Source organism: Sphingomonas sp. S2-65 (genome assembly GCF_021513175.1).
Lineage (GTDB): Bacteria > Pseudomonadota > Alphaproteobacteria > Sphingomonadales > Sphingomonadaceae > Sphingomonas.
This window is the reverse complement of record NZ_CP090953.1, coordinates 3,326,121-3,351,750: the sequence shown is the minus strand read 5'-3', so window position 1 is coordinate 3,351,750 and position 25,630 is coordinate 3,326,121. Positions and strand designations below refer to the sequence as shown.

The window sequence follows — 25,630 nt, the reverse complement described above, 5'->3', positions numbered from 1 at the left end:
GCATGAGCAATCCACATGGCACGCCGATCTGGTATGAGCTGATCACCGGCGATCCCGACGCGGCACAGGCTTTCTACACCCAAGTGGTCGGCTGGAGCGTCAGCAGCTTCGGCGGGACGACAATCGATGGGCCAGGTGATTACCGCATCCTGAGCGCCGCCGACGGCCAAGGCATCGGCGGCCTGATGCGGACCCCCGCCGAAGCCCCGCCCGAGCCGCGCTGGTTCGGCTATATTGGCGTCGACGATGTCGATACGGCGTTCGCCAAGGTGACGGAGGCCGGGGGCAGCACACTGATGCCTCCCACGACGCTGGATGGCGTCGGTCGTTTGGCCCTGGTCGCCGATCCGCAAGGCGCGCCCTTCTACTTGATGCGCGGTGAGAGCCCGGAGCCGAGCCACGCTTTCGATCCGAAAGCCGAGGGGCATTGCACCTGGCACGAACTCACGACCGGCGACGATCAGGCGGCACTCACCTTCTACGGCGAGCAGTTCGGCTGGAGCAGGGCCGGAGCGATGCCCATGGGCGAAATGGGCGACTACAGCTTCCTTGCCCTTGGCGACGTGACGATCGGCGCGGTGATGCGCGCGCCTTCGGGCGAGCGCCCGAGCTGGCAATACTATTTCCGCGTCGGTGACATCGACGCGGCGCACGCGCGGATCAAGGCTGCAGGGGGCATCGTCCATATGGGCCCGATGGAAGTTCCCGGCGGCGACTGGATCGTCGTGGCGAGCGACCCGCAGGGCGCGCGTTTCGGGCTGGTGGGCAGCAAGGGCTGAGGCCCGTTCTTGCCCGTTTTCGAAACAACCGGAGGAGGAAAGATGCAGGATCGGAACGACACGCCCGTCCTTGAACTCGTGACCGAGCGGCTGATCGACGCGCCGGTGACCGCGGTGTGGCGCGCCTATACCCATCATCTCAGCGAATGGTTCTGCCCGGTGCCGTGGCGCGCCGAGGTGGTGGCAATGGACCTGCGCGCCGGTGGCCGCTCGGCGGTCACCATGTACGGGCCGGAGGGCGAGGTGATGCCGAACGAGGGCGTGTACCTGGAAGTCGTGCCCGAACGGCGGATCGTCTTCACCGACGCCTTCACCCACGGCTGGACACCGGCAGGTCCGTTCATGGTCGGCACCTTCGAGTTCGAGCCCGAAGGCGACCGCACCCATTATCGCGGCACCGCCCGCCACTGGACGGCGGAAGCCAAAGACCGGCATGAGGCGATGGGTTTCGCCGAGGGCTGGGGCAAGGTCGCAGAGCAGTGGGAAGCCGTAGCCAAGCGGATCGCCGGCCAAGCGACCGCTTAGGTGAAGGCGGGCGACCCCTTGAGCTGTTGATACGCCTCGATCACGCGGCGGAGCCGGCCCTCGTTGCTGCGGTCGCCGCCGTTGCGGTCGGGGTGGAATTTGCGGACCAACTCCGAATAGCGCTTCCTGAGCATCGTGCGGTCGGCGTCGATCTCCAGGTCGAGCGTCTTGAGCGCTTCGCGATCGGGGCCGGACAAGGACCGGCCGTCCTTGCGCTCGCCATGGTCTTTCATCCGGTCCCGGAAACGCGCGCCGATCGCATCGAGCGGATCGGCGAAATCGGCCCAGCGCGGCGGCCGATCAGTGCCGCCCGTCGCGTTGAAGGCGCGGGTCTCACGTTCCCAGCCAGCCAGGGGCCGCTGCGCGTCGTGGATCTCGTCGGGGCTCATGCCCTTGAAGAAATTATATCCCGAGTTGAACGCGCGGACATGCTCGAGGCACAGCCAGCGGAACTGCGGCGGCCCATCGGTGGCGTGGCCGCTGCCGGCAAGCGGGGGCGCGCGGAACTCGCCCGCCTGGTCGCAGCCGGCTTCGGCGCACAGCCGCCCAGGCGCTTCCACTCGGCCGTGGAAGCGGGCATTCGGACGATCTTTCTTGGGCTGGCTGCTGGCCACGCGACTCCCTCGGAAAAACGGCTTATATAGGCGCGATGACCATGCCTTCCAGCGCCCCGTTGGCCGATCAGATCGCCGCTCGTCTCACGGCTTCCCTCAACCCGACGCAGCTTCACGTTTCCAACGACAGCGCCCAGCACCGCGGCCATCTCGGCGACGACGGCACCGGCGAGACTCACTTCACCGTCACCGTGGAAGCTCCTGCTTTCACCGGACTTTCGCGCGTGGCCCGCCAGCGGCTGGTGAACCAGGCGCTGGCCGACCTGCTCGCCGAGCGCATCCACGCCCTCGCGATCAAGGCACGCGCGCCGGGAGACGCGTAGATGCCCTACGACCTTTGGTATTGGCCGAGCATCCAGGGTCGCGGCGAGTTCGTCCGGCTCGCGCTCGAAGCCGGCGGGATCGCGTACCGCGACCGCGCCCGCGAGGAGGGTGCCGAAGCACTGATGGCGGACATGCGCGCGCGGGGGCCTCGCGGTCCGTTCGCGCCCCCATATCTGGCGCGGGACGGAGCAACGGTCGCGCAGGTCGCCAACATCCTGCTGTTCTTGGGCGAGCGCGAGGGGCTGGCGCCGTCCGAGCCGGGCGACCGGCTCTGGCTGCACCAGCTTCAGCTGACGATCGCGGATTTCGTGGCCGAGGTGCACCAGGTGCATCACCCGGTCGGCACCAGCCTGTATTACGAGGACCAGAAGGCCGAGGCGGCGCGATTTGCATCCGAGTTCCGCGAGGAGCGAATGCCAAAGTTCCTCGGCTATTTCGAGCAGGCGGCGCAGGCTAATCCGGGCGAATGGCTGGTCGGCGGGCGCTGGACCTATGGCGACACCTCGCTGTTCCAACTGGTCGAAGGCCTCCGCTATATGTTCCCGCGCCGCATGCAGGCGATCGAGCGCGACTATCCCGCGCTGCTGGCGATCCATGACCGCGTCGGCGACCTGCCCGGCATCCGCGGCTATCTTGCCAGCGAACGCCGCATCCCCTTCAACGAAGACGGCATCTTCCGCCGCTATCCGGAGCTCGACGCGCAATGAGCGACCTCGCACCCGCCGACTTGATCCTGCAGACGATCGAGCCCACCACCCATGATCTGGGCGGGTTCAAGGTCCACCGCACCCTGCCTTCCAAGCCGCGGACGATGGTCGGGCCGTTCATCTTCTTCGACCAGATGGGCCCGGCGCGGCTCTCGGTCGGCAATGGCATCGACGTGCGCCCGCACCCGCATATCAACCTGGCGACGGTGACGTACCTCTATGCCGGGGCGATCGACCATCGCGACTCGCTCGGCACTTTCGCGACGATCGCGCCGGGCGCGGTGAACCTGATGACCGCCGGGCACGGCATCGTCCATTCGGAGCGCTCACCCTCCGCCGAGCGCGCGGTGGGGCCCGAACTGTCTGGCATCCAGACCTGGCTGGCGCTGCCCGAGCGCAACGAGGACATGGACCCGGCGTTCGAGCATGTACCCGCCGGCGACTTGCCCGTCGTCGAGGCGGGCGGCGCGACGGCGCGGGTGGTGATGGGCGAGCTGTGGGGCGTCTCCGCGCCGACCACCAACTACGCCCAGACCATCTATGCCGACATCATGCTGGAGCCCGGCGCAAGCATCCCGATCGACCCGGCGGCGGACGAGCGCGCGCTGTATGTCGCGATGGGCGACGCCAATCTGGACGGGCTGGAGCTGGCGCCACTGCGACTCTACGTGCTGCGCCCCGGCACCTCCGCCACCCTGCGTTCCGAGCGCGGCGGGCGAGTGATGCTGTGCGGCGGCGAAGCTTTTACCACCCCGCGCCACGTCTGGTGGAACTTCGTGTCCTCAAGCCGCGACCGGATCAACCAGGCTAAGGAAGACTGGACCGCCGGCCGCTTTCCCAAGGTGCCGGGCGACGACAAGGAGTGGATCCCGATTCCCCAGGTGCCCAAGACCGTCAGCTATCCCTGATCGATGCGCACCCGGCTCAGCATATGCAGCAGGAAACGGCGCTATGCCTCCGAAGCCGAGGCAGCGGGCGCCGCGGCCAAGGCCGACGTCGCGCTGCGTCCCTATCGCTGTGACCGGTGCGGCCAGTTCCACCTGACCGGCCGCACCAAGGGCAAGCGCCCGCCCGGGAACGCGCCCCCGGTCCCTGCGTCTATGCCCTGAATTCGGGAACAGGAGGTTTCATGGACTTGCAGCGCATCGCCTTGTCGAGCGGCGTCGAGCTGGACGTCGCCATCGCCGGCGATCCGGCGAACCCGCCGATAATCCTGCTCCACGGCTTTCCGGAATCGCACCGCACCTGGCGCCACCAGATCCCGGAGCTGGCACGCGACCATTATGTGATCGCGCCGGACCAGCGCGGCTATGCCGGGTCTTCCAAGCCCGAAGGAGTCGAGAACTACAAGGCCGACAAGATCATCGCCGACCTGATGGCGCTCGCCGACGCGCTGGACGTGCAGCACTTCACCCTGGCCGGCCATGACTGGGGCGGCGCGATCGCCTGGGGCGCGGCGATCCTACATCCGCTGAGGGTGAAGCGGCTGGTGATCCTGAACGCGCCGCACCCGCACGTCTTCCAGAAGAGCCTGTACGACGACCCGGCCCAGCGCAAGGCGAGCCAGTACGTCAGCTTCTTCCGCTCGACCACGATCGACCAGGGCATGACCGGATCGGCGCTCGAGCATTTCTTCGCGTCCAACTTCGCCCAGCATGTGGTGGGCGGAATCGCGGGCGACGAGAAGGCGATCTACATGGCGCAATGGGGCCAGCCCGGCGCAATGACGGCGATGCTCAACTGGTACCGCGCGAGCGGTTTCGACGTGCCCAAGCCCGATGAGGAAGTGGCGCGCCCAGCCACGCTGGATGGTCCCTTCCCGCCGGTGACGCAGCCGACGCTGGTGATCTGGGGCATGCGGGACAAAGCGTTGTTGCCGATGCAGGTCGACGGCCTCGACCCCTATGTCCCCCACCTCACCCGCGTGAAGATCGAGGATGGCGGACACTTCATCCCGTGGGAGAAGCCCGAGGCGGTGAATGCCGCGTTGCGCGACTGGCTGGCCGCACAAACCTAGGATGCTCGCAGAGCGTCAGCGCTTGCTGCGCATGCCCGGTGTCTTGCGAACAGCGGGATCGTCGAGCAGCCGCTGGTAGCTCGCACTCTCCATCGCCACCAGGGACACCCTGCCCTCGCCGTCATGATGGAGACCCCAGCCGAACTGCTTCACCAGCGGCGAAGCGCGAAGGCAGGCCTGGGGCTTGGCAAAAAACGCCTCGCGGCTTTTCTCGCCGCCGCGTGCCAGATGCGCGGCGTGCAGCAGATCGTCGCTGGTCCGGGTATAAGGCTCGGCGAGCAGCGCATGCTGGACGGCAGCGACGCTACCCGGCTTTTCCGGAACGATGCCCGTCGACACCGGGCAGTCGGACGACACGGTGATCAGCGTGTCGCGATAGTTGGTGCTGTGCATCGTCAATCCTCCCGCATGACATAGGCACGCGACTCGTAGGGCGGCGCGCATGCCTCGACCCAGGCGCCGTGCGCGTGGGTGAGTGCGACGAGCTGCATCGGCGTGTCACCCGGCCAGCCGAGCACGCGAACCTCCTGCCGGTGGAGGTTGCGATTGGGCTCCATCATCACCCAGCCGACCGGGCGATCGGACGTGGCGCGGGCGCCGGCTGCCTGCATGCCGGCAGCGATGCGGTGCTGGGTCGCTTGCGGCAGATACTGCCACACCACCGAGTGCATCAGTACGCGCGTTACGCCGGGCGCCTGCGGCTCGGCAAGCCGCGCCTCGAGCCAGTCGGCGGCGTCGCCCTGCGCCAGATCGACGCCCTCGGCGCGTACCATCGCGATCGCCTTTTCCAGCCGCGCCTGACGATCGGCATTGTCGACCCAGCAATAGGCCTGAAGCCGTTCGGCGTCGCGGTCGGTGAGGAGGTCGAGCGGCTGAATGTCGACGCCGCGCGCCGAGACGATCTCGACCGGCGCATCCGGCGGTGGCGGTCCGCGCCACTCCGGGCGGATCTCGACGGGCGAGGCCTCGGGGCCGAAGGTGACGCCGCCGAGATCGAAGCGGTAGCGGCCGACCAGCAGGTTGAGCCCGGCGCTGGAGCCGATCTCCAGCACTTCGATCCTGGGCCCGTATCGCCGGGCAAGGTGGAGGATCCCCGTCATCAGCCCCGCCGAGCGACCGGCCTCGTTGGTCTGGGGCGGGCCATCGAGCCAGGGCAGCAGATCGCCGTCATGCGCTGCCACGACCTGCTGCAGGATCGCGGCGACGCGCGCCTCGCCTGTCTCAGCACCCGTGAATACCGGCGCCAGCGCCGCAACGCCCCGGCGATGCAGCGCGTGGAAACCTCCGACCAGCCGGAGCACCAGCGCATCGGCAACGGGCTCGCCCGGCCAATCGAGTACCCGGCGCCCGGTCCGGCTGTCGCGGCTGAGTGCGGTGCCCAGCACGCGCGAGACGCGGGCGGTGATCGGCGCCGCCATTGCAGTGCAATACTCGGCCTGGATGCCGAAGCTGGCACGATTGGTATGTTCGTCCGCCATGCCACCTTGTTGCGCCCGGGCGAGGGCACAAGTAAAGCGCGGCCTCCCATGCAAGAACCCTTGATCCTCGCCGTGCCCAAGGGCCGGATTCTCGAAGAAGCGTTGCCGCTGCTGGCTGCCGTCGGGATCGTCCCCGAAGCGGCGTTCAGCGACGAGAACAGCCGTGCGCTGCGTTTCGCGACCAACAATCCCATGATCGACCTGATCCGCGTGCGCGCGTTCGACGTGGCGACCTTCGTCGCGCATGGCGCCGCACAGCTGGGGATCGTCGGATCGGACGTGCTGGCCGAGTTCGCCTATTCGGAGCTCTACGCCCCGGTCGACCTGGGTATCGGGCGCTGCCGGGTGTCGGTGGCCGAGCCAGCTGACATGGCCGAGCGCGACGATCCGCGCGGCTGGAGCCATGTGCGCATCGCCACCAAATACCCGCACATCACCCGGGCGCATTTCGAGGCGCGGGGCGTTCAGGCCGAGTGCGTGAAGCTGAACGGCGCGATGGAGCTCGCGCCGGTGCTGGGCCTGGCGCCGCGCATCGTCGACCTGGTGTCGTCGGGCCGCACGCTGAAGGAAAACGGACTGGTGGAAGTGGAAGTGATCGCCGAAGTGACCAGCCGTCTCGTGGTGAACCGCGCGGCGTTCAAGACCCGAGCGGCCGAGGTCGTGCCGCTGGTCGACGGCTTCCGGAGGGCTGTGGCATGATCCGGCTCAATTCCACTTCGGCTGACTTCGCGGGCGCCTTCACCGAACTGGTCAATGCCCGCCGCGAAGCCGATGCCGACGTCGCGCGCGATGTCGCGGCGATTGTGGCTAAGGTGCGCGACGAAGGCGACGCGGCGCTCAAGGAACTGACCCAGCGGTTCGACCGCTTCGACCTCGACGCTTCGGGGTGGACGATCGACCGGGCGGAATGCCTGGCGGCGTATGAGGGGCTGACCGACGAACTGCGCGAGGCGCTGGAACTCGCCGCCGAGCGGATCGCCGCCTACCACATCAAGCAGGTTCCCGGGAACAGCGAGAGCGTCGAGCAGGGCATCCGCCTGGGCGCCCGCTGGCGGCCGGTGGATGCCGCGGGCGTGTATGTGCCCGGTGGACGTGCTGCCTATCCGTCTTCGGTGCTGATGAACGCGATCCCCGCGAAAGCGGCGGGAGTGAAGCGGCTGGTGATGGTGACGCCGACCCCGAACGGTGACGTGAACCCGCTGGTGCTCGCCGCCGCGCATATCGCCGGCGTGGACGAGCTGTGGCGCCTTGGTGGCGCGCAGGCGATCGCCGCGCTGGCGTATGGTACCGAGCGGATCGCGTCGGTGGACGTGATCACCGGCCCCGGCAATGCGTGGGTCGCCGAGGCCAAGCGCCAGCTATATGGCGTGGTCGGCATCGACATGGTGGCGGGCCCGTCCGAAATCGTCGTGGTCGCCGATAGCAAGAACGATCCCGACTGGATTGCCGCCGACCTGCTCAGCCAGGCCGAGCATGACCCGACCAGCCAGTCGATCCTGTTCACCGACGATCCGAGTTTTGCCGATGCGGTCGCGGCCGCGGTGGACGCGCAGATCGAGACGCTGGCGACGCGCGACACCGCGGCCGCGAGTTGGGACGCGAACGGGGCGATCATACTGGTGCCGAGCCTGGTCGAGGCAATCCCGCTGGTCGACCGGCTGGCGCCCGAGCATCTCGAGCTTGCCTGCGACGAGGCCGACGTGCTGTTCGAGCTGGTGCGGCATGCCGGATCGGTGTTCCTGGGGCGGCATACGCCAGAGGCGGTGGGCGATTACGTCGCCGGGCCGAACCATGTGCTGCCGACCGGTCGGCGCGCCCGCTTCGCGTCGGGGCTGTCGGTGCTCGACTTCATGAAGCGGACCAGCTTCCTGGGATTGGACGAAACCGGACTCGCTGCTATCGGACCCGCCGCGGTAGCCCTGGCCAAGGCCGAAGGGCTTCCCGCCCACGCTCATTCGGTTGCGATCCGCCTGGGTCGCTAATATCCTCGGCCCCGCGCGTTGTGGCGTGGCCGAGACAAGAGGATTTTCCAATGCCCAGTCCCAAGGCCCGCACGCGTTCCAAGGCCCGCGCCGCCGCGCGGCTTGCCGCCGTGCAGGCGCTGTACCAGCATGAGATGGAGGGCACGCCGATCCCGTCGCTGCTCCACGAATTCCACCAGCACCGGCTGGGCGCGACCATCGAGGACGAGGAATATGCCGAGGCGGACAACATCCTGTTCGACGACATCGTCCAGGGCGTGACAGCGCGGCGCAACGAGATCGACCGCGTGATCGCTTCCAAGCTGTCGGCCGACTGGTCGCTGGAGCGGCTGGACAAGCCGATGCGGCAGATCCTCCGCGCGGGCACATATGAATTGATCGCGCGTGCGGACATCCCGGTGGGCGCGGTGATCAACGAATATCTCGACGTGACCGACGCCTTTTACGACCGGCGCGAAAAGGGCTTCGCCAACGGGCTGCTCGACGCGGTGGCAAAGGAAGTGCGGGGTTGATCCCCTTCAATCCTCCCCGGCACGGGGAGGGGGACCGCGCGACGCAGTCGCGGGGTGGAGGGGGCGTGCCGCGAGCGCATCCTTTGTGGCACGCCCCCTCCACCATGCTGCGTGTGGTCCCCCTCCCCGTTCCGGGGAGGATTTGATGTTGGAGGCGGATTTCATCGCAGCTCTCCGCACCCTCCCGCTGCACCCCGGCGCGCAGGAGCTGCGCGACGATTGCGCGCTGCTCGAGGTCGGCGGCGAGACGCTGGTGCTGACCTATGACGCGATCGCCGAGGGGGTGCATTACCTGCCGGGCACCGACCCTGCCGACATCGCCTGGAAGCTGGTGGCGGTGAACCTGTCCGACCTCGCTTCCAAGGGCGCGGAGCCGCTGGGCGTGCTGATCGGCGCGGCATTGATCGAGCACAGCGAGCGGTTCGTCAGTGGGCTTCGCGCGGTGCTCGAGCATTTCGGCGTGCCCTTGCTTGGCGGCGACACGATCCGCCCGCACGGGCCGGCGACCTTTGGCTGCACCGCGATCGGACGCGCGATCATCACCCCGGTGCCGCTGCGCACCGGCGCGCGGGTCGGCGACGCAGTGTATGTCGCCGGGACGGTCGGCGAGGCGATGCTTGGCTTCAGAGCCGGAGACGGTCCTGCTTATCTCCGCCCCCAGCCCTTGCTGGCCGAGGGTCGCGCGTTGGCGCCCCACGTCCACGCGATGATGGACGTGTCCGACGGGCTGCTGCTCGACGCCAGCCGGATGGCCACGGCGAGTGCGTGCACTGCGTCGATCAAGCTGAACGCGATCCCCTTCCCTGCCGGTCTCGGCTCGGACGACTGGGCGGCGGCGGCAAGCTGGGGCGACGATTACGCGCTGCTGTTCACCGCACCCGTCGATGCGGAGCTTCCGGTCCAGGCGACCCGGATCGGGACGATGCTGGCGCCCGGCGACGCGCCGCTGCTGCTCGACGGCAAGGCGCCCGAGGGACCGCTCGGATACCAGCACGGCTGAGCGGGTTGCGCTGGCCGGCTCCCGTGTTACCCTCCCCGTCCGTTTCGCAGCCTGGCGAAGACCGGCGCGGAGCCCAAGTCTCAGGGAGGACTTAGCTGATGACGTTAGTCTATTTCGCCATTGCGTGCGGCCTGGTGGCCGTGGCTTATGGCTTTCTGACCAGTGGACAGGTTCTGCGCGCCCCGGCGGGCAATGAGCGGATGCAGGACATCGCCGCCGCCATCCAGGAAGGCGCCAAGGCCTATCTAGGCCGGCAATATCTCACCATCGCCGTCGTCGGCGCGATCGTCGCGGTCGTGCTGTTCTTTACCTTGGGCTGGCTCTCGACGTTGGGGTTCCTAATCGGCGCGGTCCTCTCGGGCGTGACCGGATTTATCGGCATGAACATTTCGGTGCGCGCCAATGTGCGGACCGCCGAAGCGGCACGGACCTCGCTGCAAGGCGGGCTGACGCTGGCGTTCCGGTCGGGCGCGGTGACCGGCATGCTGGTCGCGGGCCTGGGGCTGCTCTCGATCGCAGTGCTGTTCTGGTATCTGGTCGAAGTCGCCGGGCACGCGCCCAACTCGCGCGAAGTGGTCGCCACGCTTACCGCGCTGGCCTTTGGCGCATCGCTGATCTCGATCTTCGCGCGGCTGGGCGGCGGCATCTTCACCAAGGCTGCCGATGTCGGCGCCGATCTGGTCGGCAAGGTCGAGGCCGGCATTCCTGAGGACGACCCACGCAACCCGGCGGTGATCGCCGACAATGTCGGCGACAATGTCGGCGACTGCGCGGGCATGGCCGCCGACCTGTTCGAGACCTATGTCGTCACGCTGGGGCTCACCATGGTCTCGATCGCGCTGCTCATCCGCGGAGTCGATACCGAATTGCTCACCACGCTGATGGCGCTGCCGTTGATCGTCGGCGGCGTGTGCATCCTGACGTCGATCATCGGCACCTACATGGTGCGGCTGGGCAAGGGCCAGTCGATCATGGGGGCGCTGTACAAGGGGTTCTGGACCACCGTGCTGCTGTCGGTGCCGGCAATCTGGCTGGTCACCCATTACGCGCTGGGCGACATGAACGCGCTGATCGGCGGTGCGCCGGATACGAGCGGGTTCCTGAACGGCACGTCGACGGCGCTCACCGACGAAGCCAATCTCGGGCTCGCAAGCGGTCCGCAGTTCACCGGCTGGGACCTGTTCTATTGCATGTTGATCGGGCTGGCGGTCACCGGCCTGCTGGTCTGGATCACCGAATATTACACCGGCACCAACTACCGCCCGGTGAAGTCGATCGCCAAGGCCAGTGTCACCGGGCACGGCACCAATGTGATCCAGGGGCTGGCGATCAGCCTGGAATCGACCGCGCTGCCGACGCTGGTGATCGTGGTGGCGGTGGTCGCGACCTATCAGATCGCCGGGATCATCGGCGTGGCGTTCGCCGCCACCTCGCTGCTCGCGGTCGCGGGCATGGTGGTCGCGCTCGACGCTTATGGTCCCGTCACCGACAATGCCGGCGGCATCGCCGAGATGGCGGGGCTGGACGACGAGGTCCGCCACCGCACCGACGCGCTCGACGCAGTGGGCAACACCACCAAGGCGGTTACCAAGGGTTATGCGATCGGCTCCGCCGCGCTCGCGGCACTGGTCCTGTTCGGCGCCTACACCACCGACCTGCGCGAATTCTTCCCCAACGCGAATGTCGATTTTTCCCTCAGCAATCCGTATGTTATCGTCGGGTTGCTGCTCGGCGCGCTGCTCCCCTATTTGTTCGGCGCGTTCGGCATGACTGCGGTGGGCCGCGCGGCGGGGCATGTCGTCGAGGATGTCCGCGCCCAGTTCCGCGACAATCCCGGGATCATGGCGGGCACCAGCCGGCCCAACTATGCGCGCACCGTCGACATCGTGACACGCGCGGCAATCAAGGAGATGATCATTCCGTCGCTGCTGCCGGTGCTGAGCCCGATCGCCGTGTACTTCATCGTGACGGCGGTGGCGGGGCAGAATGAAGGCTTCGCGGCACTGGGTGCGATGCTGCTCGGCGTGATCGTCTCGGGCCTGTTCGTCGCAATCTCGATGACCTCGGGCGGCGGCGCCTGGGACAATGCGAAGAAGTATATCGAGGACGGCAATCACGGCGGCAAGGGATCGGAGGCCCACAAGGCGGCGGTGACCGGCGACACGGTGGGCGATCCGTACAAGGACACCGCCGGCCCGGCGGTGAACCCGATGATCAAGATCACCAACATCGTCGCGTTGCTGCTGCTCGCCGCGCTGGCGGGACAGGCCGTCGGCTGAGACTATACGGCCCCGGTGTCGGGCACCGGGGCCATTTCTTGCCGCGCTGGACTCGTCGCTCGGCCACCTCCATACGGATCGTGGAAGCCGTGCGTGCACAGCTTTCCTTTCGCTGCTTGTCCATGTAAAGGCACCGCCGATTTCCGGGCGCTCACTTCAACGAGGCATTTTTGGCCAAAGAAGAACTTCTCGAATTGCGGGGCCAGGTGGTTGAGCTTCTGCCCAACGCCATGTTCCGCGTGCGGCTTGAGAATGATCATGAGATTCTGGGCCACACTGCCGGCAAGATGCGCAAGAACCGCATCCGCGTGCTGGTAGGCGACGAAGTGCTGGTCGAACTGACTCCCTACGACCTGACCAAAGGCCGCATTACTTATCGCTTCAAGTAACGACCGCGGGATGCGGCTGGTATTGGCTTCGACATCGCCGCGACGCCTGGATCTGCTGACGCGGATCGGCGCCGCGCCCGACCGTGTTGCCGCCCCGGATGTCGACGAAATTCCACGCCCCGCCGAGGTGCCGCGCACCTATGTACAGCGCATCGCCGCCGACAAGTGCCGGGCAGTATCCCGCGCCGAAGACGAGATCGTCTTGGCCGGCGACACAAGTATCGCCGTCGGCCGCCGTATTCTGGGCAAGCCACAGGACGAGGCCGATCTGCGCCGCATGCTCGCCCTGTTGTCCGGGCGGCGCCATCACTGCCTGTCGGCAGTGTCCGTGATTGGTCTCGACGGCAAGCTGCGCAGCCGGATTTCCGATACTGTCGTCGCCTTCAAACGCCTGACCCCGGCGGAGATCGACTGGTATGTCGCCTCTGGCGAGGGAATGGGCAAGGCGGGCGGCTATGCCATTCAGGGCAAGGCCGAGGCGTTCGTACGCTTCCTTTCGGGTAGTCATTCGGGCGTCGTCGGGCTGCCGGTATTCGAGACGCGCGCGCTGCTGGAAAGCGCCGGCTACCCGCTTGGCTGAGTGGCTATACGAGGCGGGGATCGGCGAGGTCCGCGCGGCCCTAGTCTCGCGCGGCGGCATCTGGAAGGCGCGGATCGAACTGGAGGGCAGCGGCCCGCGCGTCGACACTGTCGCAGTGGCCCGGCTGGTCGATCGCAGCACCGGCAAGGTGACGCTGGACGGCGGCGAGGACGCGCTGTGCGACCCACTGCCCAAGGGCGTAACTCAAGGGGCGCGCTTCAAGGTGCGGATCGTGCGGGAGGCGATCCCCGAGCCGGGCCGGCCCAAGCTGCCCAAGGCGGTTCCGGCACCCCCGGATGCGCCGGTCGGGCTCGGGCCGGATCTGATCGCCCGGATGCACGCCACTGGTCTTCCGGTTCGGCAACTGCGCGCGCATGAAGCCGATGCGCTCGAAGAAGCCGGCTGGTCGGAGATACTCGACGAGGCAATGAACGGGGAGATCCGCTTTCCCGGCGGGGCGCTGCGGCTTTCTCCCACCCCCGCGATGACGCTGTTCGACGTGGATGGCCCCGCCCCGCTCGAGCCGCTGGCCGTTGCGGCCGCGCATGCCGTGGCGCGAGCGATCGAGCGGCACTGTATCGGCGGCTCAATCGGGATCGACTTTCCCACATTGGCGGGCAAGCAGGCGCGCCAGGCGATCGCGGAGGCGATCGACGCCGCGCTTCCTCAGCCGTTCGAACGCACCACGGTCAACGGTTTTGGCTTTCTCCAGATCGTACGGCGGCGGCGGCGCCCTTCACTGCCCGAATTGCTGCGCGCCGATCCGATCGGGGCAGAAACGCGCGCCGAACTACGCCGGCTCGAGCGGCTTCCCCCGCCGCCCCCGGCCACCCATATGGTAACCCAGCGAATTGGCCGGCGCTTGGCGCAGCGCCCAGACTGGAGTGCGGAACTGGCGCGGCGCACCGGTGGTGCGGCGGCGTTCACGTCCGCAAAGGAGTGAGCATTGGCAAAGCGTAATGGGTGCCCACTGTGCGGCAAGCCGACCGACCAGGAACACCAGCCCTTTTGCAGCCGCGGCTGCCGCGACCGCGACCTGCTGCAATGGCTGCGCGAAGGGTATCGAGTGCCCGGAGACCCGGTGGATCCGGAGTCGCAAACTGGGCTGGACAGCTACGATTCGCGCGACTAAGAGGCGCGCTCCCGCACTCGTCGGGACCTTGCCCGGGTAGCTCAGTTGGTAGAGCATGCGACTGAAAATCGCAGTGTCGGCGGTTCGAATCCGTCCCCGGGCACCACGCCTCTTTAATCGCACCCTCTAAGGTGCAGCATTTGCCCCGCTAACGAAGCCACAGACATCATTAAGGGCTTACGGTCGCGTTCGACCAAGTTCGCGAGCTGCTCAGCCGCGCGATCCAGCCGGCACGTGGCGCGAAAGGTTCGCCGTCCCGCCTGACACAGAATCGCGAGTGGAAAAGCCCAAGCGCTTTAATGCACCCCCCTGATCAGGCATGAGCAGGCATCAGCACGTCGCCTCTGCTTCGATAATCGACTGAACCCACCAGCTGATTGCCAGGCGCCGACGCCGATGCTCGTGCCGGGCGCTCCGCCATATCCTCGAAGCCGCCGTGTCCCAACAACTGCCGCGGCTCACCTGCAGCAATTCCTGCGGGTTCATGGAGAAGCTCTTGGGATACATCCGGCTCACGCGACCGCGATAGTTCGGGTCCTTGCCGCGGCCATCGCCGTTGTTGCACTTCTCGCAAATGTATCTGGGCTCGAAGCGGATCAGGCTCCTTGCCTTCAGATCAGCTGCGTTGACCTGCCAAAGGCGACTGTGCTCCACATCGCGACCCTGAGCGCGCAACCTCCTCAACAACAGCGCCCGGGCGTAATTCGCAAGGTGATCGTGATGCAGCACGATGCGTGCGGAGCCTGTCGAGCACCCGTTGGTGCTACAACGATCGCCACGTATGCCAGCCCAGGCACGGTGCAGAGACTTCGCCGGAATCCCACTCATCGGTTCCTCATGATCGAGAAGCGTTCATTTCGTCTGAATGGGGGAGCTTCGAAGGGTGCGAACGTCGCTTAGGGTCACCGGCACGCAGCCGGACCGCCTCGATACGGCAGCTGAGAGGATGAACGGGTGCTACCGCTTATACGGCGGCTCGCAGGCCTTGCGCCCGAACCGCCAGTCAGGGCGAAGCGACGCGATTCGCACCAGCTGGTCCACCGTCGCGAGCACCCTGTCACGCTCCTTACAACCCGTTGAAACCGCCACCGGTCCGCCCATCGAGCACGGCACTGCGGAGCTGCCGCCGAGAGGTCGGGCGTCGCTCCGTCAGCCGGTGCTGGGCGCGGCTGGGCCGTAGAGCCAGCGCGCCTCCACATTGATGCTCGAAGCAGTCAGATCTACGATCCACCGCCGCTGGTTTCGACCAGCTTTGCCCGCAGTCACCCCAATTCGACTTCAGTCCAGCCTCAAGAGGTTGCTGGCGGCGGCGGTGGCTGCCGCGTGTGCTGCTCAAGATCTGGGTCAATCAGCGCCCAATAGGGGGCTTCCTCCGTCCAAATCGCCATCGTAGGTCGCACCGAGCCAAGCACGTCGAGGAAGCCCAGCCTTATTGTGCGGAACTGTGGACGGGCGGAGGACTGGGCCATCACCGGCGTTCCACAAACCCCACAATAGCTCTGCAGGAGCGTGTTCCCGCTTGCCGCCACATAGGCGAACGTCGAGAGTTCGCCGGACAGTTCAACGTCTTCCGTCCGGAACATGGCATTTCGCGTGGGTCCGCCGGCAGCAAGTTGCTGACACTGCCGACACCAGCATTCGCGCACGGCCGCGGGTTCGCCCCGGATCTCGGCCCGAACCGCTCCGCATTGGCAACGACCATGATAGACCATACGTCAGCTCCTTCTTATCCGATATTCGGGGCAGAAGGACGGGCTGACAAGCGGAGAAGGGTATCGCCAAGGAGCGCGTGTCGAGCCACAGAAGGCGATGATCCAAGTGCCAGAGGCACACTGAAGTTTCCGAGGCAGTCGTTACCCTACGGTGCCTGTCGAAGTTCAAGATCACGTCTGATCAAAGCGACTTCCTTTCAGATAGGAGATGTCGCGGTGATCGAAGTCCGTTGATCGGCTAACGTCTTCCCACTCTTCCGCAGCCTTCTGACGTGCGGCTTCGCTGTTTGCGAGAACATGCAACGCGTCGCTGCCCAGAACCAGATGCATGGGCAGGTGCTCCTTGCGCGTGAGGTCGAACACCACCTTCGCGATCTTCGACGGGTCGCCCACCTCGTTTCCGACGAACTTCGTCATGAGATTGAGGAAGGCCCCGACGCTGGGGAGATACTCGGGCAGGAGTTCGGAGGTCTGCACTTGGGCTGTCGCACCCCAGTCCGTCCGCATGCCGCCTGGCTCCACGGAGATCATGCGGACGTCGAACGGTGCAAGCTCCTGGGACACCGACTCGGTGAACCCGCTGACCGCCCACTTCGCTGCCTGATACGCGCTGAGGCCCGGCGCTCCTGCACGACCGCCAACTGATGAGATGTTGATGATGTGACCGCCACGCTGGGCACGCATGATCGGAAGAGCCGCACGGGTCGTATTGACGACGCCGAAGAGATTCGTCTCGATCTGATCCCTGAAGCTCGCGGCGTCGGTCTGCTCGAAAGGGGCAATCAGGCCGTAGCCCGCATTGTTCACCAGAACATCCAAGCGGCCGAATGCAGTGAGTGCGGCGTCGACTGCCGCATCCGCCTGTTCCGGCTTCGTGACGTCGAGCGAAAATGTGCTCAAGGTGTCCGGGAACGCCGAGGCGAGATCGTCGAGGGTATGAAGGTTGCGGGCCGTAGCCAGCACCTTGTCCCCCTCGATCAGCGCCTTCTCCACGATGGCACGCCCGAGCCCCTTGGAGCTGCCAGTTACAAGCCAAGTCTTAGTCAAGGGTCTCAACCTCTCATCCAGTGGCTCTGCAGGCACCTCAAACCCCGTAGAAAAGCGGCGAATTGGTGCACAGGCAGCGCCGTGCGTTGGTCTCAAAACTATGCATTCACGTTGGCGCGGCTATCCCTACTTCGGTATGGCAGCGGCTACTAAGAAGCCGCATCTGCCCGAGACGCTATCAATGCGCGCCCGCTACCCGCCGCTTGTGAATGGAGGGAACGTAGATGAGCGCACTCGGGCCCTCCGGCAGTGCAAGCTCGGACACGACACCGACCTGGCCGGTATCAAGTCGAACCAACTTCCGAGCGGATGGAAGGCTTGCGTAGACGATGGTTCCGTCGCCTGAGGGATATACCCCGGCCGCTTCGGCCTCCAGCGTAACAGAGCCCACTTTTCTGAAGCTGTCGGCGTCGAAGACTCCGATCGTCGGCTCCTCGGTGGAGGAGATATAAGCGAACGGATCGTTCCCGACATGCACGAACGTCAGTGAACGCACTCCCCCTGCGGCATAGAAGGAGCGCTTGACCTTGAATGGAGGCTTCGTGGCGAACACCTCGATCCGCCCCGCTTCGTCGAACGCCCACACGAACTTGCCATTGGGCGTCAACGCAAGACGCTTGACCAGCCCTCCGGCCGTCGCGGCGCGGCTGATCTCGACCTTTCGTCTGGCGTCGATCGCCGCCAGTCCCTGACCATCAGATGTCGAAACAAAGGCGCGACGCCCATCTACCGACATGACGATCGCAGCAGGCCCTGCAGAGACCGCGACGCGCGCCACCTCGGCAAAGGTGCGAGTCTCGAAGACCGCTACCGCATTCTCCTCAGGCAATGCCACCCACAGCTCTTTACCATCCCGGGTGAACGCCAGGCTCGCAGGGACCGTCGCTAAGAGCACATTCCCGATGAGCTTGTTCGTAGCCGTTGCCGTGATCGCCACTTTCGGAAGGTCGGTTGTCGACGTCGCGATCAGGTCTCCCCTCCTGGTGGCCGTCAGGTGCGCTTCGATCGGATCGGCGGATTGCGGGGCAGCACCTCCCTCACCGCTAGGTGAGCAACCAAGGATGTCGTTCGCAGCCGGGTCGATCGCGCAGAAGCCACCGCTCCCGAGCAACGCGACATACAACCTGTCGCGGTGGCTGACTTGTATGTCAGGTCTGGCCCAAGGAATCTGAACGGCGTCCACGTCGATCGGAGTGGCATCGGACGCAGGAGCTGCTTGATTTTCCTGAGCCGAGGCAGCCGGCATGATCGCGGACATCCACAGCAGCAACACTGCCGCAAACTGTATCTTCATTTGGTCGGCTCCCCAATCATCATCCAATTGATAACTGCGTTCGAACGGCCCCTTCGACCCGGCTTCGATCTCGCGCCATGCCAAGCACCTGCGTCGATCGGCTGGCGGGGCGCTGCCACTCCTCCAGGTCATCGGTTGCCCATGGCTCCCGGGGCGGGTGGATTTCGATCCCAGGAACTGAACCGGGTCTCTCGACGCCCGTGCGCCTTGCAGACGGAGCGGCTCGCCCGAGTTGATCGCGGTGAAAGCTAGTCGCCGTCCGAGGTGCGCACCATCGCACCTCGGTCTGCGCAAGGTCATACGTCGGAAGGTGATCGTGCCGCTCAGAATAGGCTTCAGACCCGAACCGAGGGGCCCAAAGCAAAGCTCCCGGCCAGCCCTCGACGATGCGAAGGCCGGCCACCAACGGCTTCGCCTTCAGGCGGCGCGGCGAGCGATCACGACAGGACTGATCGCTGGCGCCTGGAGGACGGCCGCACTCGGGCTGTCGCTCAGGATGGCACGGGAGCTGTCGACCATGATCAGCCACGCGCCTGCCAGGAGGGCGACGTCCTTGAGGACAAGTCGGCCAGCACCTGAAAGATAGGGAAAGCCGTGATGCGCGTCCCCGATGGCCGGCACCCAAGCCTCGGGTGTCGTCACGAGAAAGGATAGGGTCACGAAGGGCGTGGCGAAAGCCAGCGCAGCACCGACGATCCCCACTCGATGCGACATGAGCCCGACCAGGGTCAGTCCTCCGATCACGATTTCGAGCGCTCCGAGCCCGGTGGAGAACCCATAGGTGTTGTTCGCATTCTGCCAGACGCGCTCAGCCGGCTTCAGCTCGCCTTCGTGCGTCATGTGCGCCTTGTACTCGCCCGGATGCTCATAGAAGAATGACATCACAGGGCTGTTCGCGACGAACGGGGTGATGCTGTCCGCCTCGTAGGGCACGAACTTGAGGGCGCCGATCCAGAGGAAGATTATGGCGACAGCGATCTTCATCGCGGCCATGCCAATCCGATTGGATCGGCGAGCGGCAATGGTCGAAAGACCGGTATGGATGATTGGGTTCATAGCTAGGTTCCTACGTAAGCGGCGTCAGACGCGCCCAAGGTCGGGATCGGAAGAGGGTGCAGCACCGGCGATGAAGCCCGCCGCCACATGATGATGAGATGTCCGTCGAGGCGGCGCAGTGATTACAGCCAGCTTCGAAGCATCTGCCAAACTCACCGGAGCATGACTGCCTACGGCATCAGTTACTCATCTCCATGCGCGACATCATCACGTCCTTTGGTTTAGTTGCTGAAGGCAATCTGGCGCCGGACAAGTCGCAGAGGTATGGCCGCGCGGCTCAACGGCATGATCGCGCGGATCAACTGGAGCTCCGATGCCCGAAGACACGTCAGAACTGCTCAAGGTAATGGTTCCACTCCTGCGGATACGACCGGTCATAGAGGACTTCTGCCGCTTCGGCGGTGGGTGGGCCGCCCCACACGAGCCGCTAGGCAGCGGCTGGGCGCAGTTCCACATAGTGACCCGCGGATCCTGCGTATTGGAGCGCACTGGACTAGGGGATCTCACCCTCAATGCCGGCGACATACTGCTGCTTCCGCACGGCGACAGTCACGTAGTGCGAAGCGCAAACAGGGGCGTGTTGCGCCCAATCGCCGTCGAGCTCCGGAACGGTGTGCGGGGGAAGACCACCCCGGGCACTCCGATGGAGACAGAGCTGCTCTGCGGAAGACTGCTGTTCGACGGGTGTGACGAAAATCCGCTGCTCGCGGCTCTTCCTGATGAAATCGTCATTCGAACCGCCGGCGAGCCGTTGCTGGAGCGTTTTCGTCGCCTCCTCATCGACATCCGCGACGAGTTGGATTCCGGCATGCCAGGATCGGACGTGATCGCGGCCGACTTCGCACGCGCGCTGTTCGTCATGATGCTGCGAGATCATCTTGGCACCATGGATACAGGGAACCCAACCTTGTCTCTCCTCCGCCATCGCAGCACAGCGCGGGTCGTTCTCGCCATCCTCAATGATCTCGCACGCGAATGGTCGCTTGAGGACATGGCTCAGGTGGCCGTCGCATCGCGCGCTACTCTGGTCCGCAGCTTCAGAAGGCATGGCGGGATCGCGCCGATGACCTTTCTAGCCGATCTGAGGCTCGCTGTGGCGCGGCAGCGTATAGCGGGAACGACCGAGCCGATCGCTCAGATAGCCGCTGAAGTCGGCTACGGCTCAGAAGGTGCGCTCAGCAAGGCCATCCTGCGCCGATTCGGGGTTCGACCCGGAGCGCTCAGGATGGACAAGCGCCCCCTTCGTGAAACCGAGGCGGAGGCTGGAACTCCCGTGCAAACGATAGCCCCGGACGACTTGCGCACTCCCGGCGAAGCAGCCCCTACTCCAGTATGATGTGCGGCATCGATCTTCGCCCTTAGCGTGGCCGCTGGAGAAACGGAGCACACCATGTCGAAGCTCAAGGATCAAATCATCGAAGCGCACGGCGGAATGGACCGCTGGAAGCGCTACCGTCAGGTGCGCGCAAGCCTCTCACAGGGCGGAGCGCTGTGGGCGCTGAAAGGCCAAGGCGGCGTTCTGGACGAAACGACCGTGACCGTGTCCCTCACCGACCAGCAGGCCTCGCACTCCCCGTTCGGCATGTCGGACCGGCACTCCTTGTTCACACCGCAACGCGTGGCGATCATCGGGAGCGGCGGCACCGTCGAGCAGGAGCTTGAGAACCCGCGCGCGTCATTCGCCGATCACTCGCTGGAGACTCCGTGGAGCGAACTGCAGCTCGCATACTTCGCCGGCATCGCCATGTGGACCTATCTCAACATGCCCTTCCTGCTCGACTGGGATGGCGTCGAGACCGATGAGATCGGAGGCTGGGAGGAGCGCGGCGAGACCTGGCAGCGCCTCTTGATCCGCTTCCCGTCATCCATTCCGACGCACAGCAGCGTGCAGACCTTGTATGTAGGCGACGATGGACTGCTTCGGCGCCACGACTACGACGTCGAGATCGCAGGCAACACTCCAGGCGCTCACTACGTCTCCGACTATGTCGAGGTCGGAGGGCTGCAGTTCCCCACCAGGCGTCGGATCTACCCTCGCCAGCCAGACGGGCATCCGATGGCCGAACCGCTGGTCGTCTCGATCGATCTGGATGCGATCGAACTGAGCTAGAGCGCGTCACCAGGTAGATCCGATCTCCCTTCCTGCGGCAACGTCGTCCAACAAAACGACGGTTGAGAGGAGCCCGATGCGGGTGGCGCTGGATATCCTCCGCCACCCGCATCGCGAGATCAAGCTACCGCGCCTGTCCAACGAGTTCGTAATCGAACCCGCCTGCCGACCGCGCAAGACGGCCGAAGCCGGGAAAGCCGACGTGCATGCCTGCGAAGAGCGCATCGTCGGCTGCAACCCGATCGAAGATCTGGTGGCGCATCAATCTCGCCTGATCAGGATCGAGATCGGCGACCACGGTAACGTCAGGGTCCCGCGTCTGAACGGCAATATCGTGCACTGCGTCGCCCCAGATGATCAGCTGGGAATTGCCTCCTCCATCGAGGTGGAAGCCGCTGTGCCCCGGCGTGTGTCCGAACAGGGGCAACGCCTCGATCCCGTCGATGATCTCGCCGCCGTCGAAGGGAGTGATTCGACCAGCGTACGGCGCGAACGCCTGCTGGGCCCACTGGAACTGGATCCTGAGTGCCTCTGGCGCACGCGCCATCTCCTCGTCACTCAGCCAGAAGTCGAGGTCGTTCCGAGGAGCGAAGACCTGCGCGTGCGCGAACTGCGCCGCTCCCGAAGCATCGATGAGGCCGTTGGTGTGGTCCGGATGAATGTGCGTGCAGAGCACGGCGTCGATGTCCGATGGACTCTTTCCCGCAATCGCGAGCTGATCGACCAGATTGTTGACCGTGGGCCCAAGGAGCGAGCCGCAGCCCGTGTCGATCAGGATCGTGCGGCTCCGCGTGGTCACAAGAAAACCGTTAATCTCGAGCCGCAGCGTCTCAGGTCCGTTCGCGAGCGACTGACCGTCCTTCATGAGGAATGGCGCCGGTATGTCGAAGAAGCCATCCGCGAGGGCCGTCACGGTGAAGTCTCCGATCCGGACCGCCGGCGAGGGCGGGCCTGAAGGCTTCGCAGGGCTGGTCGGAGGTGCAAGCGTCGTCATGGCTATACCCGTTCATCTGTGAACTCCGGATGCCCGGAGAATGCCCCTCTACTATCGATTGGAAACTAGGTGTAAATTACGCACTATTCTGTTATCTGGTAGCCTGGAGGTAACCGACTCATGAGACCGGACCATGATCTCGACGGCGTGCGGGTTCTGATCGAACTGCTTGCGGACAAGTGGACGGTGCCGGTTCTCGGCGCCCTATGCGCGGGCGGCGGGCGCAAGCGCTTCAACGCCATCCGACGCGAGTTGGCCGAGATCTCGCCGAAGAGCCTGACCGTCTGTCTCCAGCGGCTCGAGTTCAACGGACTGGTCGAGCGGCACGTCGCGACCTTTCGCCCCTTGGCCGTCGAATACCGCGTGACCCCCCTGGGACACACCCTGGAGCTGCCCGTCGGAGCGCTCCTGGCATGGTCCGACGATCATGCGGGCGCGGTCAGATCGGCACGCTCCGCCTTCCTCGAACGCGAGCAGGCTGCGGAAGTGAGCTGAGGGTCCGCAAGACGCGCTCGGAGGACATCCTGGAAGGAGGGGCACCCCATACCTGCGCCTGTGTTGAGGCAACCCGTTCCGGGAGGCAGGATGATGCCGCCGCACATGCCGCCTTGAGGTCCAAACGTGTCCCATCTCCAGCATTCCCCTTCTCAGCCGCTGCAGGCAATCGTAACCGACCTGCGCCGCAAGATGGCCGGAACCGGTCACGATCTGATGCAGCCTCTCCAGGTCGTCAGCCATGCGCTGAGGCGGATGGACGGCTCTAGCCTCGCGGGAGGCGATCGGATGTGGCTCGAGGCTGCGATCGCCCAGGCCGATCGGATCGCCGGCGGCCTTTCCGATCTCATAGCGCATTCGGTGGCCGCTCCCGAAGGCGACCTGCGTCCGGTGGCGCTGCGGCCGCTTCTGAATGAGGTGGCCAAGGCGTGGTCTGCAACGGCGGCGACGCAGAACGTGCGCCTCTCGGTCGTAACGGCGAACGGATCCATTATCTCGAACCATCAACGCCTGCGCTCGATCGTCGACAACCTGGTGGTCAACGCGATCAAATACAGCCCGGACGGAAGGGTCGTCGTCGGCCTTCGGCGCAGAGCCGGCCAGCTCGTCGTCGACGTCGTCGACAACGGATGCGGCATCGCCGACGACGACCTCGAGCGCGTCTTCGCGGCGTTCTGCCAGGTCAGCAGTGCGGCACAGGGTATCGGGCTCGGCCTGTCGCTCGTGCGGGACCACTGCACGGCGCTTGGCCACCGGATCGAGCTGAAGTCGCAGTTCGGAAGAGGCTCGCGCTTCAGCGTCTACCTCGGAACGCCGGTCGCCGACTCCTGACCCGCGAGCCTCAGCCCGGGCGCAACGTCATCTCTGCAAATGCTGCCATACGCTCGAGATCACCACGGATCCCTCACCGACCGAGGAGGCCACCCTCTTGACCGATCCGGAGCGCACGTCGCCGACGGCAAAGATGCCGGGGCACGATGTCGCATATTCGGAATGCCCATGCGCCGCTTCGCCGGTCAGAACGAAACCCTTGTCGTCCAGCGCCACGAGACCCGACAGCCAGTCCGTGTTCGGCTCGGCGCCCACCATGACGAACAGAGCGCAGGTCGGCAGGGTGCGCGTCGATCCGTCAGCTAGATCGCGGACCGTCAGTTCGCGAAGGTGGGGACCGCCATCCGCAGCGACGACCTCGACCCCATATTCGATGGTTATCGCCGGATCCGCCTCAAGTCTGCTGGAGAGATAGCTGCTCATGGAGGCAGCCAGAGACTTCCCGCGCACCAGAAGCCGCACGTGAGCCGCGCTCCTGCTGAGGAACATCGCAGCCTGCCCCGCGGAATTGCCGCCGCCGATCACCGCGGTGTCCGCACCCCTGCAGAACCTCGCCTCGTTCTCGGTCGCAGCATAGTAGACGCCGTCGCCCTCGAATTCGGCGAGACGGGCAATGGGAAGGCGCCGATACTGGACGCCGGTCGCGACGACGACGGCACCTGCCCGGATGCGCTGTCCGTTATCGAACGTCGCGCAGAAGTAGCGGTCCTCCAGCTGCTCTAGCTTCGTCACCCGACGGGGCATGGCGAAGCGGGTGCCGAACTTCATCGCCTGCACCTCGCCTCGCCAGACCAGATCGGCGCCGGAGATGCCGGTCGGGAAGCCCATGTAGTTCTCTATGCGGCTCGAGGTGCCGGCCTGGCCGCCGATCGCGGTGTCCTCCACGACCAGCGCGCTCAGCCCCTCTGCGCCGGCATAGACGCCCGCTGCCACGCCGGCGGGACCGCCACCGACGATCAGCACATCGAAGGTCTCGTCTTCGACGAAGTCACGGTTCAGCCCCAGAAGCCGAGCGACGTTGTCCGGCGTCGGTTCGGTCACCACGTTGTCGCGGCCGAAGATGACGGCCGGCTGATCGCTCCTTATGGAACAGCTGGTCGCCACCCCTTCGGCTTCAGCCGTCCCCAAGGCGTAGGAGCTGTAGGGAAGCCGGTTCCGACTGGCGAACGCCGCGATCTGCCGAACCGCAGGGTCAACGTCCTCCCCAAGCAGCACGAGGGTGCCGTCTCCTGCTTCGAGCTGTCGCCGGCGACGCGCCGCGAGCACCGTGATGACGATGTCGGACATCTCCGGGATCTCCGACATCAGCCGCAGCATCGCGACCCGCGGGACCTCGATCACCTTCGTCTCGCTGACCGTCCGCATGGGCATCGACCAGGTTCCGCCGTCGAGGAACGAGATCTCCCCCATGAACTGGCTAGGGCCCAGCGTGGACGGCACATGCCGCTCGTCCGTGAAGGGGTTCACGACCTCCACTTCGCCCTCCACCACGTAGGTGAACCGGTCGACCGCCTCGCCGGCGCGGGCCAGGAAGGTGTTGGCCGGATACCGGACCTCTACGCCGGTCGCGCGAAGCGCCGCCACATGTGATGCCGCAAGCGGAACCCGCTGCATCTCGCGAAGATCTCGACCGATCGTTTCCATGCCCGCCTCGACCTTGGCAGCCTCTACGGCCCAGGATGAAGCCGGTTCGGCTCCGCCGTTTCCGCGAACAGCGCTACATCAGGATCAATCCTGCTCAAACGATACATGAGTATGGGCGCGCGTGGCAGC

General features: G+C 65.7%; 30 protein-coding genes and 1 tRNA gene. 21 read left to right on the top strand and 10 right to left on the bottom strand.

The window, feature by feature from the left end:
• Positions 1-2: 2 nt before the first annotated feature.
• Positions 3-779 (top strand): VOC family protein, encoded by a 777-nt coding sequence (locus LZ586_RS15800; protein WP_235077272.1) that lies wholly within the window; start codon positions 3-5, stop codon positions 777-779.
• Between the two features lie 42 nt (positions 780-821).
• Entirely contained in the window at positions 822-1,304 is a 483-nt protein-coding gene (locus LZ586_RS15795) for an SRPBCC family protein (RefSeq protein WP_235077271.1), read from the top strand.
• Here the strand turns inward: LZ586_RS15795 and LZ586_RS15790 are convergent.
• Positions 1,301-1,918: a J domain-containing protein gene (locus LZ586_RS15790; protein WP_413777298.1), complete on the bottom strand. Its 618-nt coding sequence runs from the start codon at positions 1,916-1,918 to the stop codon at positions 1,301-1,303. The two genes, LZ586_RS15795 and LZ586_RS15790, sit on opposite strands and share 4 nt — an antisense overlap.
• A gap of 35 nt (positions 1,919-1,953) precedes the next feature.
• Between LZ586_RS15790 and LZ586_RS15785 the strand changes: the two genes are divergently transcribed.
• From LZ586_RS15785 to LZ586_RS15765, 5 genes are read left to right on the top strand one after another with little or no spacing between them, the layout of a single operon-like run.
• A complete protein-coding gene (locus LZ586_RS15785; protein ID WP_235077270.1) occupies positions 1,954-2,241 on the top strand; it encodes a BolA family protein in 288 nt (95 codons plus the stop codon).
• Positions 2,242-2,949 carry a glutathione S-transferase gene (locus tag LZ586_RS15780; RefSeq protein WP_235077269.1) on the top strand — a complete coding sequence of 236 codons (708 nt, stop codon included), beginning with the start codon at positions 2,242-2,244 and terminating at the stop codon, positions 2,947-2,949. It begins immediately after the preceding gene.
• Entirely contained in the window at positions 2,946-3,857 is a 912-nt protein-coding gene (locus LZ586_RS15775; RefSeq protein ID WP_235077268.1) for a pirin family protein, read from the top strand. The genes LZ586_RS15780 and LZ586_RS15775 overlap by 4 nt, the downstream gene beginning before the upstream one ends.
• Before the next feature lie 3 nt (positions 3,858-3,860).
• Positions 3,861-4,058, top strand: coding sequence for a hypothetical protein (locus LZ586_RS15770; RefSeq protein WP_235077267.1), 198 nt, complete (start codon positions 3,861-3,863; stop codon positions 4,056-4,058).
• A 20-nt stretch (positions 4,059-4,078) separates the two neighbouring features.
• Complete coding sequence (locus LZ586_RS15765; RefSeq protein ID WP_235077266.1) at positions 4,079-4,966, top strand: alpha/beta fold hydrolase; 888 nt, start codon at positions 4,079-4,081, stop codon at positions 4,964-4,966.
• A gap of 15 nt (positions 4,967-4,981) precedes the next feature.
• On the opposite strand, the gene LZ586_RS15760 is transcribed toward LZ586_RS15765, so the two are convergent.
• Together LZ586_RS15760 and LZ586_RS15755 are read right to left on the bottom strand one after the other, a co-directional pair.
• Positions 4,982-5,359, bottom strand: coding sequence for a DUF6157 family protein (locus LZ586_RS15760; protein WP_235077265.1), 378 nt, complete (start codon positions 5,357-5,359; stop codon positions 4,982-4,984).
• Positions 5,360-5,361: 2 nt separating this feature from the next.
• Entirely contained in the window at positions 5,362-6,444 is a 1,083-nt protein-coding gene (locus tag LZ586_RS15755; protein WP_235077264.1) for a DUF2332 domain-containing protein, read from the bottom strand.
• A gap of 48 nt (positions 6,445-6,492) precedes the next feature.
• On the opposite strand from LZ586_RS15755, the gene hisG reads away from it, so the two are divergent.
• The 10 genes from hisG to LZ586_RS15705 all read left to right on the top strand — a co-directional run bounded on the left by hisG (position 6,493) and on the right by LZ586_RS15705 (position 14,424).
• The gene (gene hisG, locus LZ586_RS15750) at positions 6,493-7,143 is read left to right on the top strand and encodes an ATP phosphoribosyltransferase (RefSeq protein ID WP_235077263.1); all 651 of its coding nucleotides are present in this window, start codon (positions 6,493-6,495) and stop codon (positions 7,141-7,143) included.
• Positions 7,140-8,426, top strand: coding sequence for a histidinol dehydrogenase (gene hisD / locus LZ586_RS15745; RefSeq protein ID WP_235077262.1), 1,287 nt, complete (start codon positions 7,140-7,142; stop codon positions 8,424-8,426). Before hisG ends, hisD begins: the two co-directional genes overlap by 4 nt.
• A gap of 50 nt (positions 8,427-8,476) precedes the next feature.
• Entirely contained in the window at positions 8,477-8,938 is a 462-nt protein-coding gene (gene nusB / locus LZ586_RS15740) for a transcription antitermination factor NusB (protein WP_235077261.1), read from the top strand.
• Between the two features lie 145 nt (positions 8,939-9,083).
• Positions 9,084-9,938 carry a thiamine-phosphate kinase gene (thiL, locus tag LZ586_RS15735; RefSeq protein WP_235077260.1) on the top strand — a complete coding sequence of 285 codons (855 nt, stop codon included), beginning with the start codon at positions 9,084-9,086 and terminating at the stop codon, positions 9,936-9,938.
• Between the two features lie 98 nt (positions 9,939-10,036).
• Positions 10,037-12,217, top strand: a complete 2,181-nt coding sequence (locus LZ586_RS15730) for a sodium-translocating pyrophosphatase (RefSeq protein WP_235077259.1) — start codon at positions 10,037-10,039, stop codon at positions 12,215-12,217.
• 170 nt (positions 12,218-12,387) lie between these two features.
• Positions 12,388-12,606, top strand: coding sequence for a translation initiation factor IF-1 (gene infA / locus LZ586_RS15725; RefSeq protein ID WP_184085582.1), 219 nt, complete (start codon positions 12,388-12,390; stop codon positions 12,604-12,606).
• 10 nt (positions 12,607-12,616) lie between these two features.
• Positions 12,617-13,186: a Maf family protein gene (locus LZ586_RS15720; protein WP_235077258.1), complete on the top strand. Its 570-nt coding sequence runs from the start codon at positions 12,617-12,619 to the stop codon at positions 13,184-13,186.
• Positions 13,179-14,129 carry a ribonuclease gene (locus tag LZ586_RS15715; protein ID WP_235077257.1) on the top strand — a complete coding sequence of 317 codons (951 nt, stop codon included), beginning with the start codon at positions 13,179-13,181 and terminating at the stop codon, positions 14,127-14,129. Before LZ586_RS15720 ends, LZ586_RS15715 begins: the two co-directional genes overlap by 8 nt.
• A gap of 3 nt (positions 14,130-14,132) precedes the next feature.
• Positions 14,133-14,318, top strand: coding sequence for a DNA gyrase inhibitor YacG (locus tag LZ586_RS15710; protein WP_235077256.1), 186 nt, complete (start codon positions 14,133-14,135; stop codon positions 14,316-14,318).
• A gap of 30 nt (positions 14,319-14,348) precedes the next feature.
• Positions 14,349-14,424: transfer RNA gene (locus LZ586_RS15705), tRNA-Phe, on the top strand.
• A gap of 224 nt (positions 14,425-14,648) precedes the next feature.
• Here the strand turns inward: LZ586_RS15705 and LZ586_RS15700 are convergent.
• The 5 genes from LZ586_RS15700 to rclC all read right to left on the bottom strand — a co-directional run bounded on the left by LZ586_RS15700 (position 14,649) and on the right by rclC (position 19,427).
• The gene (locus LZ586_RS15700) at positions 14,649-15,047 is read right to left on the bottom strand and encodes a hypothetical protein (RefSeq protein WP_235077255.1); all 399 of its coding nucleotides are present in this window, start codon (positions 15,045-15,047) and stop codon (positions 14,649-14,651) included.
• A 560-nt stretch (positions 15,048-15,607) separates the two neighbouring features.
• Positions 15,608-16,030, bottom strand: coding sequence for a GFA family protein (locus LZ586_RS15695; protein ID WP_261346014.1), 423 nt, complete (start codon positions 16,028-16,030; stop codon positions 15,608-15,610).
• Between the two features lie 171 nt (positions 16,031-16,201).
• On the bottom strand, positions 16,202-17,113 hold the full coding sequence (locus LZ586_RS15690) for an SDR family NAD(P)-dependent oxidoreductase (RefSeq protein ID WP_261346013.1): 912 nt from the start codon (positions 17,111-17,113) through the stop codon (positions 16,202-16,204).
• A gap of 142 nt (positions 17,114-17,255) precedes the next feature.
• A complete protein-coding gene (locus LZ586_RS15685) occupies positions 17,256-18,455 on the bottom strand; it encodes a YncE family protein (protein ID WP_235077252.1) in 1,200 nt (399 codons plus the stop codon).
• A gap of 333 nt (positions 18,456-18,788) precedes the next feature.
• Entirely contained in the window at positions 18,789-19,427 is a 639-nt protein-coding gene (gene rclC, locus LZ586_RS15680) for a reactive chlorine resistance membrane protein RclC (RefSeq protein WP_235077251.1), read from the bottom strand.
• A 313-nt stretch (positions 19,428-19,740) separates the two neighbouring features.
• Here rclC and LZ586_RS15675 point away from each other — a divergent pair, with 313 nt between their 5' ends.
• Positions 19,741-20,763 carry an AraC family transcriptional regulator gene (locus LZ586_RS15675; protein WP_319938003.1) on the top strand — a complete coding sequence of 341 codons (1,023 nt, stop codon included), beginning with the start codon at positions 19,741-19,743 and terminating at the stop codon, positions 20,761-20,763.
• 54 nt (positions 20,764-20,817) lie between these two features.
• Positions 20,818-21,537 carry a hypothetical protein gene (locus tag LZ586_RS15670; RefSeq protein WP_235077250.1) on the top strand — a complete coding sequence of 240 codons (720 nt, stop codon included), beginning with the start codon at positions 20,818-20,820 and terminating at the stop codon, positions 21,535-21,537.
• Between the two features lie 124 nt (positions 21,538-21,661).
• On the opposite strand, the gene LZ586_RS15665 is transcribed toward LZ586_RS15670, so the two are convergent.
• Positions 21,662-22,450 carry an MBL fold metallo-hydrolase gene (locus LZ586_RS15665; RefSeq protein ID WP_235077249.1) on the bottom strand — a complete coding sequence of 263 codons (789 nt, stop codon included), beginning with the start codon at positions 22,448-22,450 and terminating at the stop codon, positions 21,662-21,664.
• Between the two features lie 201 nt (positions 22,451-22,651).
• Here LZ586_RS15665 and LZ586_RS15660 point away from each other — a divergent pair, with 201 nt between their 5' ends.
• Positions 22,652-23,026 carry a winged helix-turn-helix transcriptional regulator gene (locus LZ586_RS15660; RefSeq protein WP_235077248.1) on the top strand — a complete coding sequence of 125 codons (375 nt, stop codon included), beginning with the start codon at positions 22,652-22,654 and terminating at the stop codon, positions 23,024-23,026.
• Positions 23,027-23,152: 126 nt separating this feature from the next.
• Positions 23,153-23,857 (top strand): sensor histidine kinase, encoded by a 705-nt coding sequence (locus LZ586_RS15655; RefSeq protein ID WP_235077247.1) that lies wholly within the window; start codon positions 23,153-23,155, stop codon positions 23,855-23,857.
• 27 nt (positions 23,858-23,884) lie between these two features.
• Here LZ586_RS15655 and LZ586_RS15650 read toward each other — a convergent pair whose 3' ends face one another.
• On the bottom strand, positions 23,885-25,501 hold the full coding sequence (locus LZ586_RS15650; RefSeq protein WP_235077246.1) for an FAD-dependent oxidoreductase: 1,617 nt from the start codon (positions 25,499-25,501) through the stop codon (positions 23,885-23,887).
• Positions 25,502-25,630 lie beyond the last annotated feature (129 nt).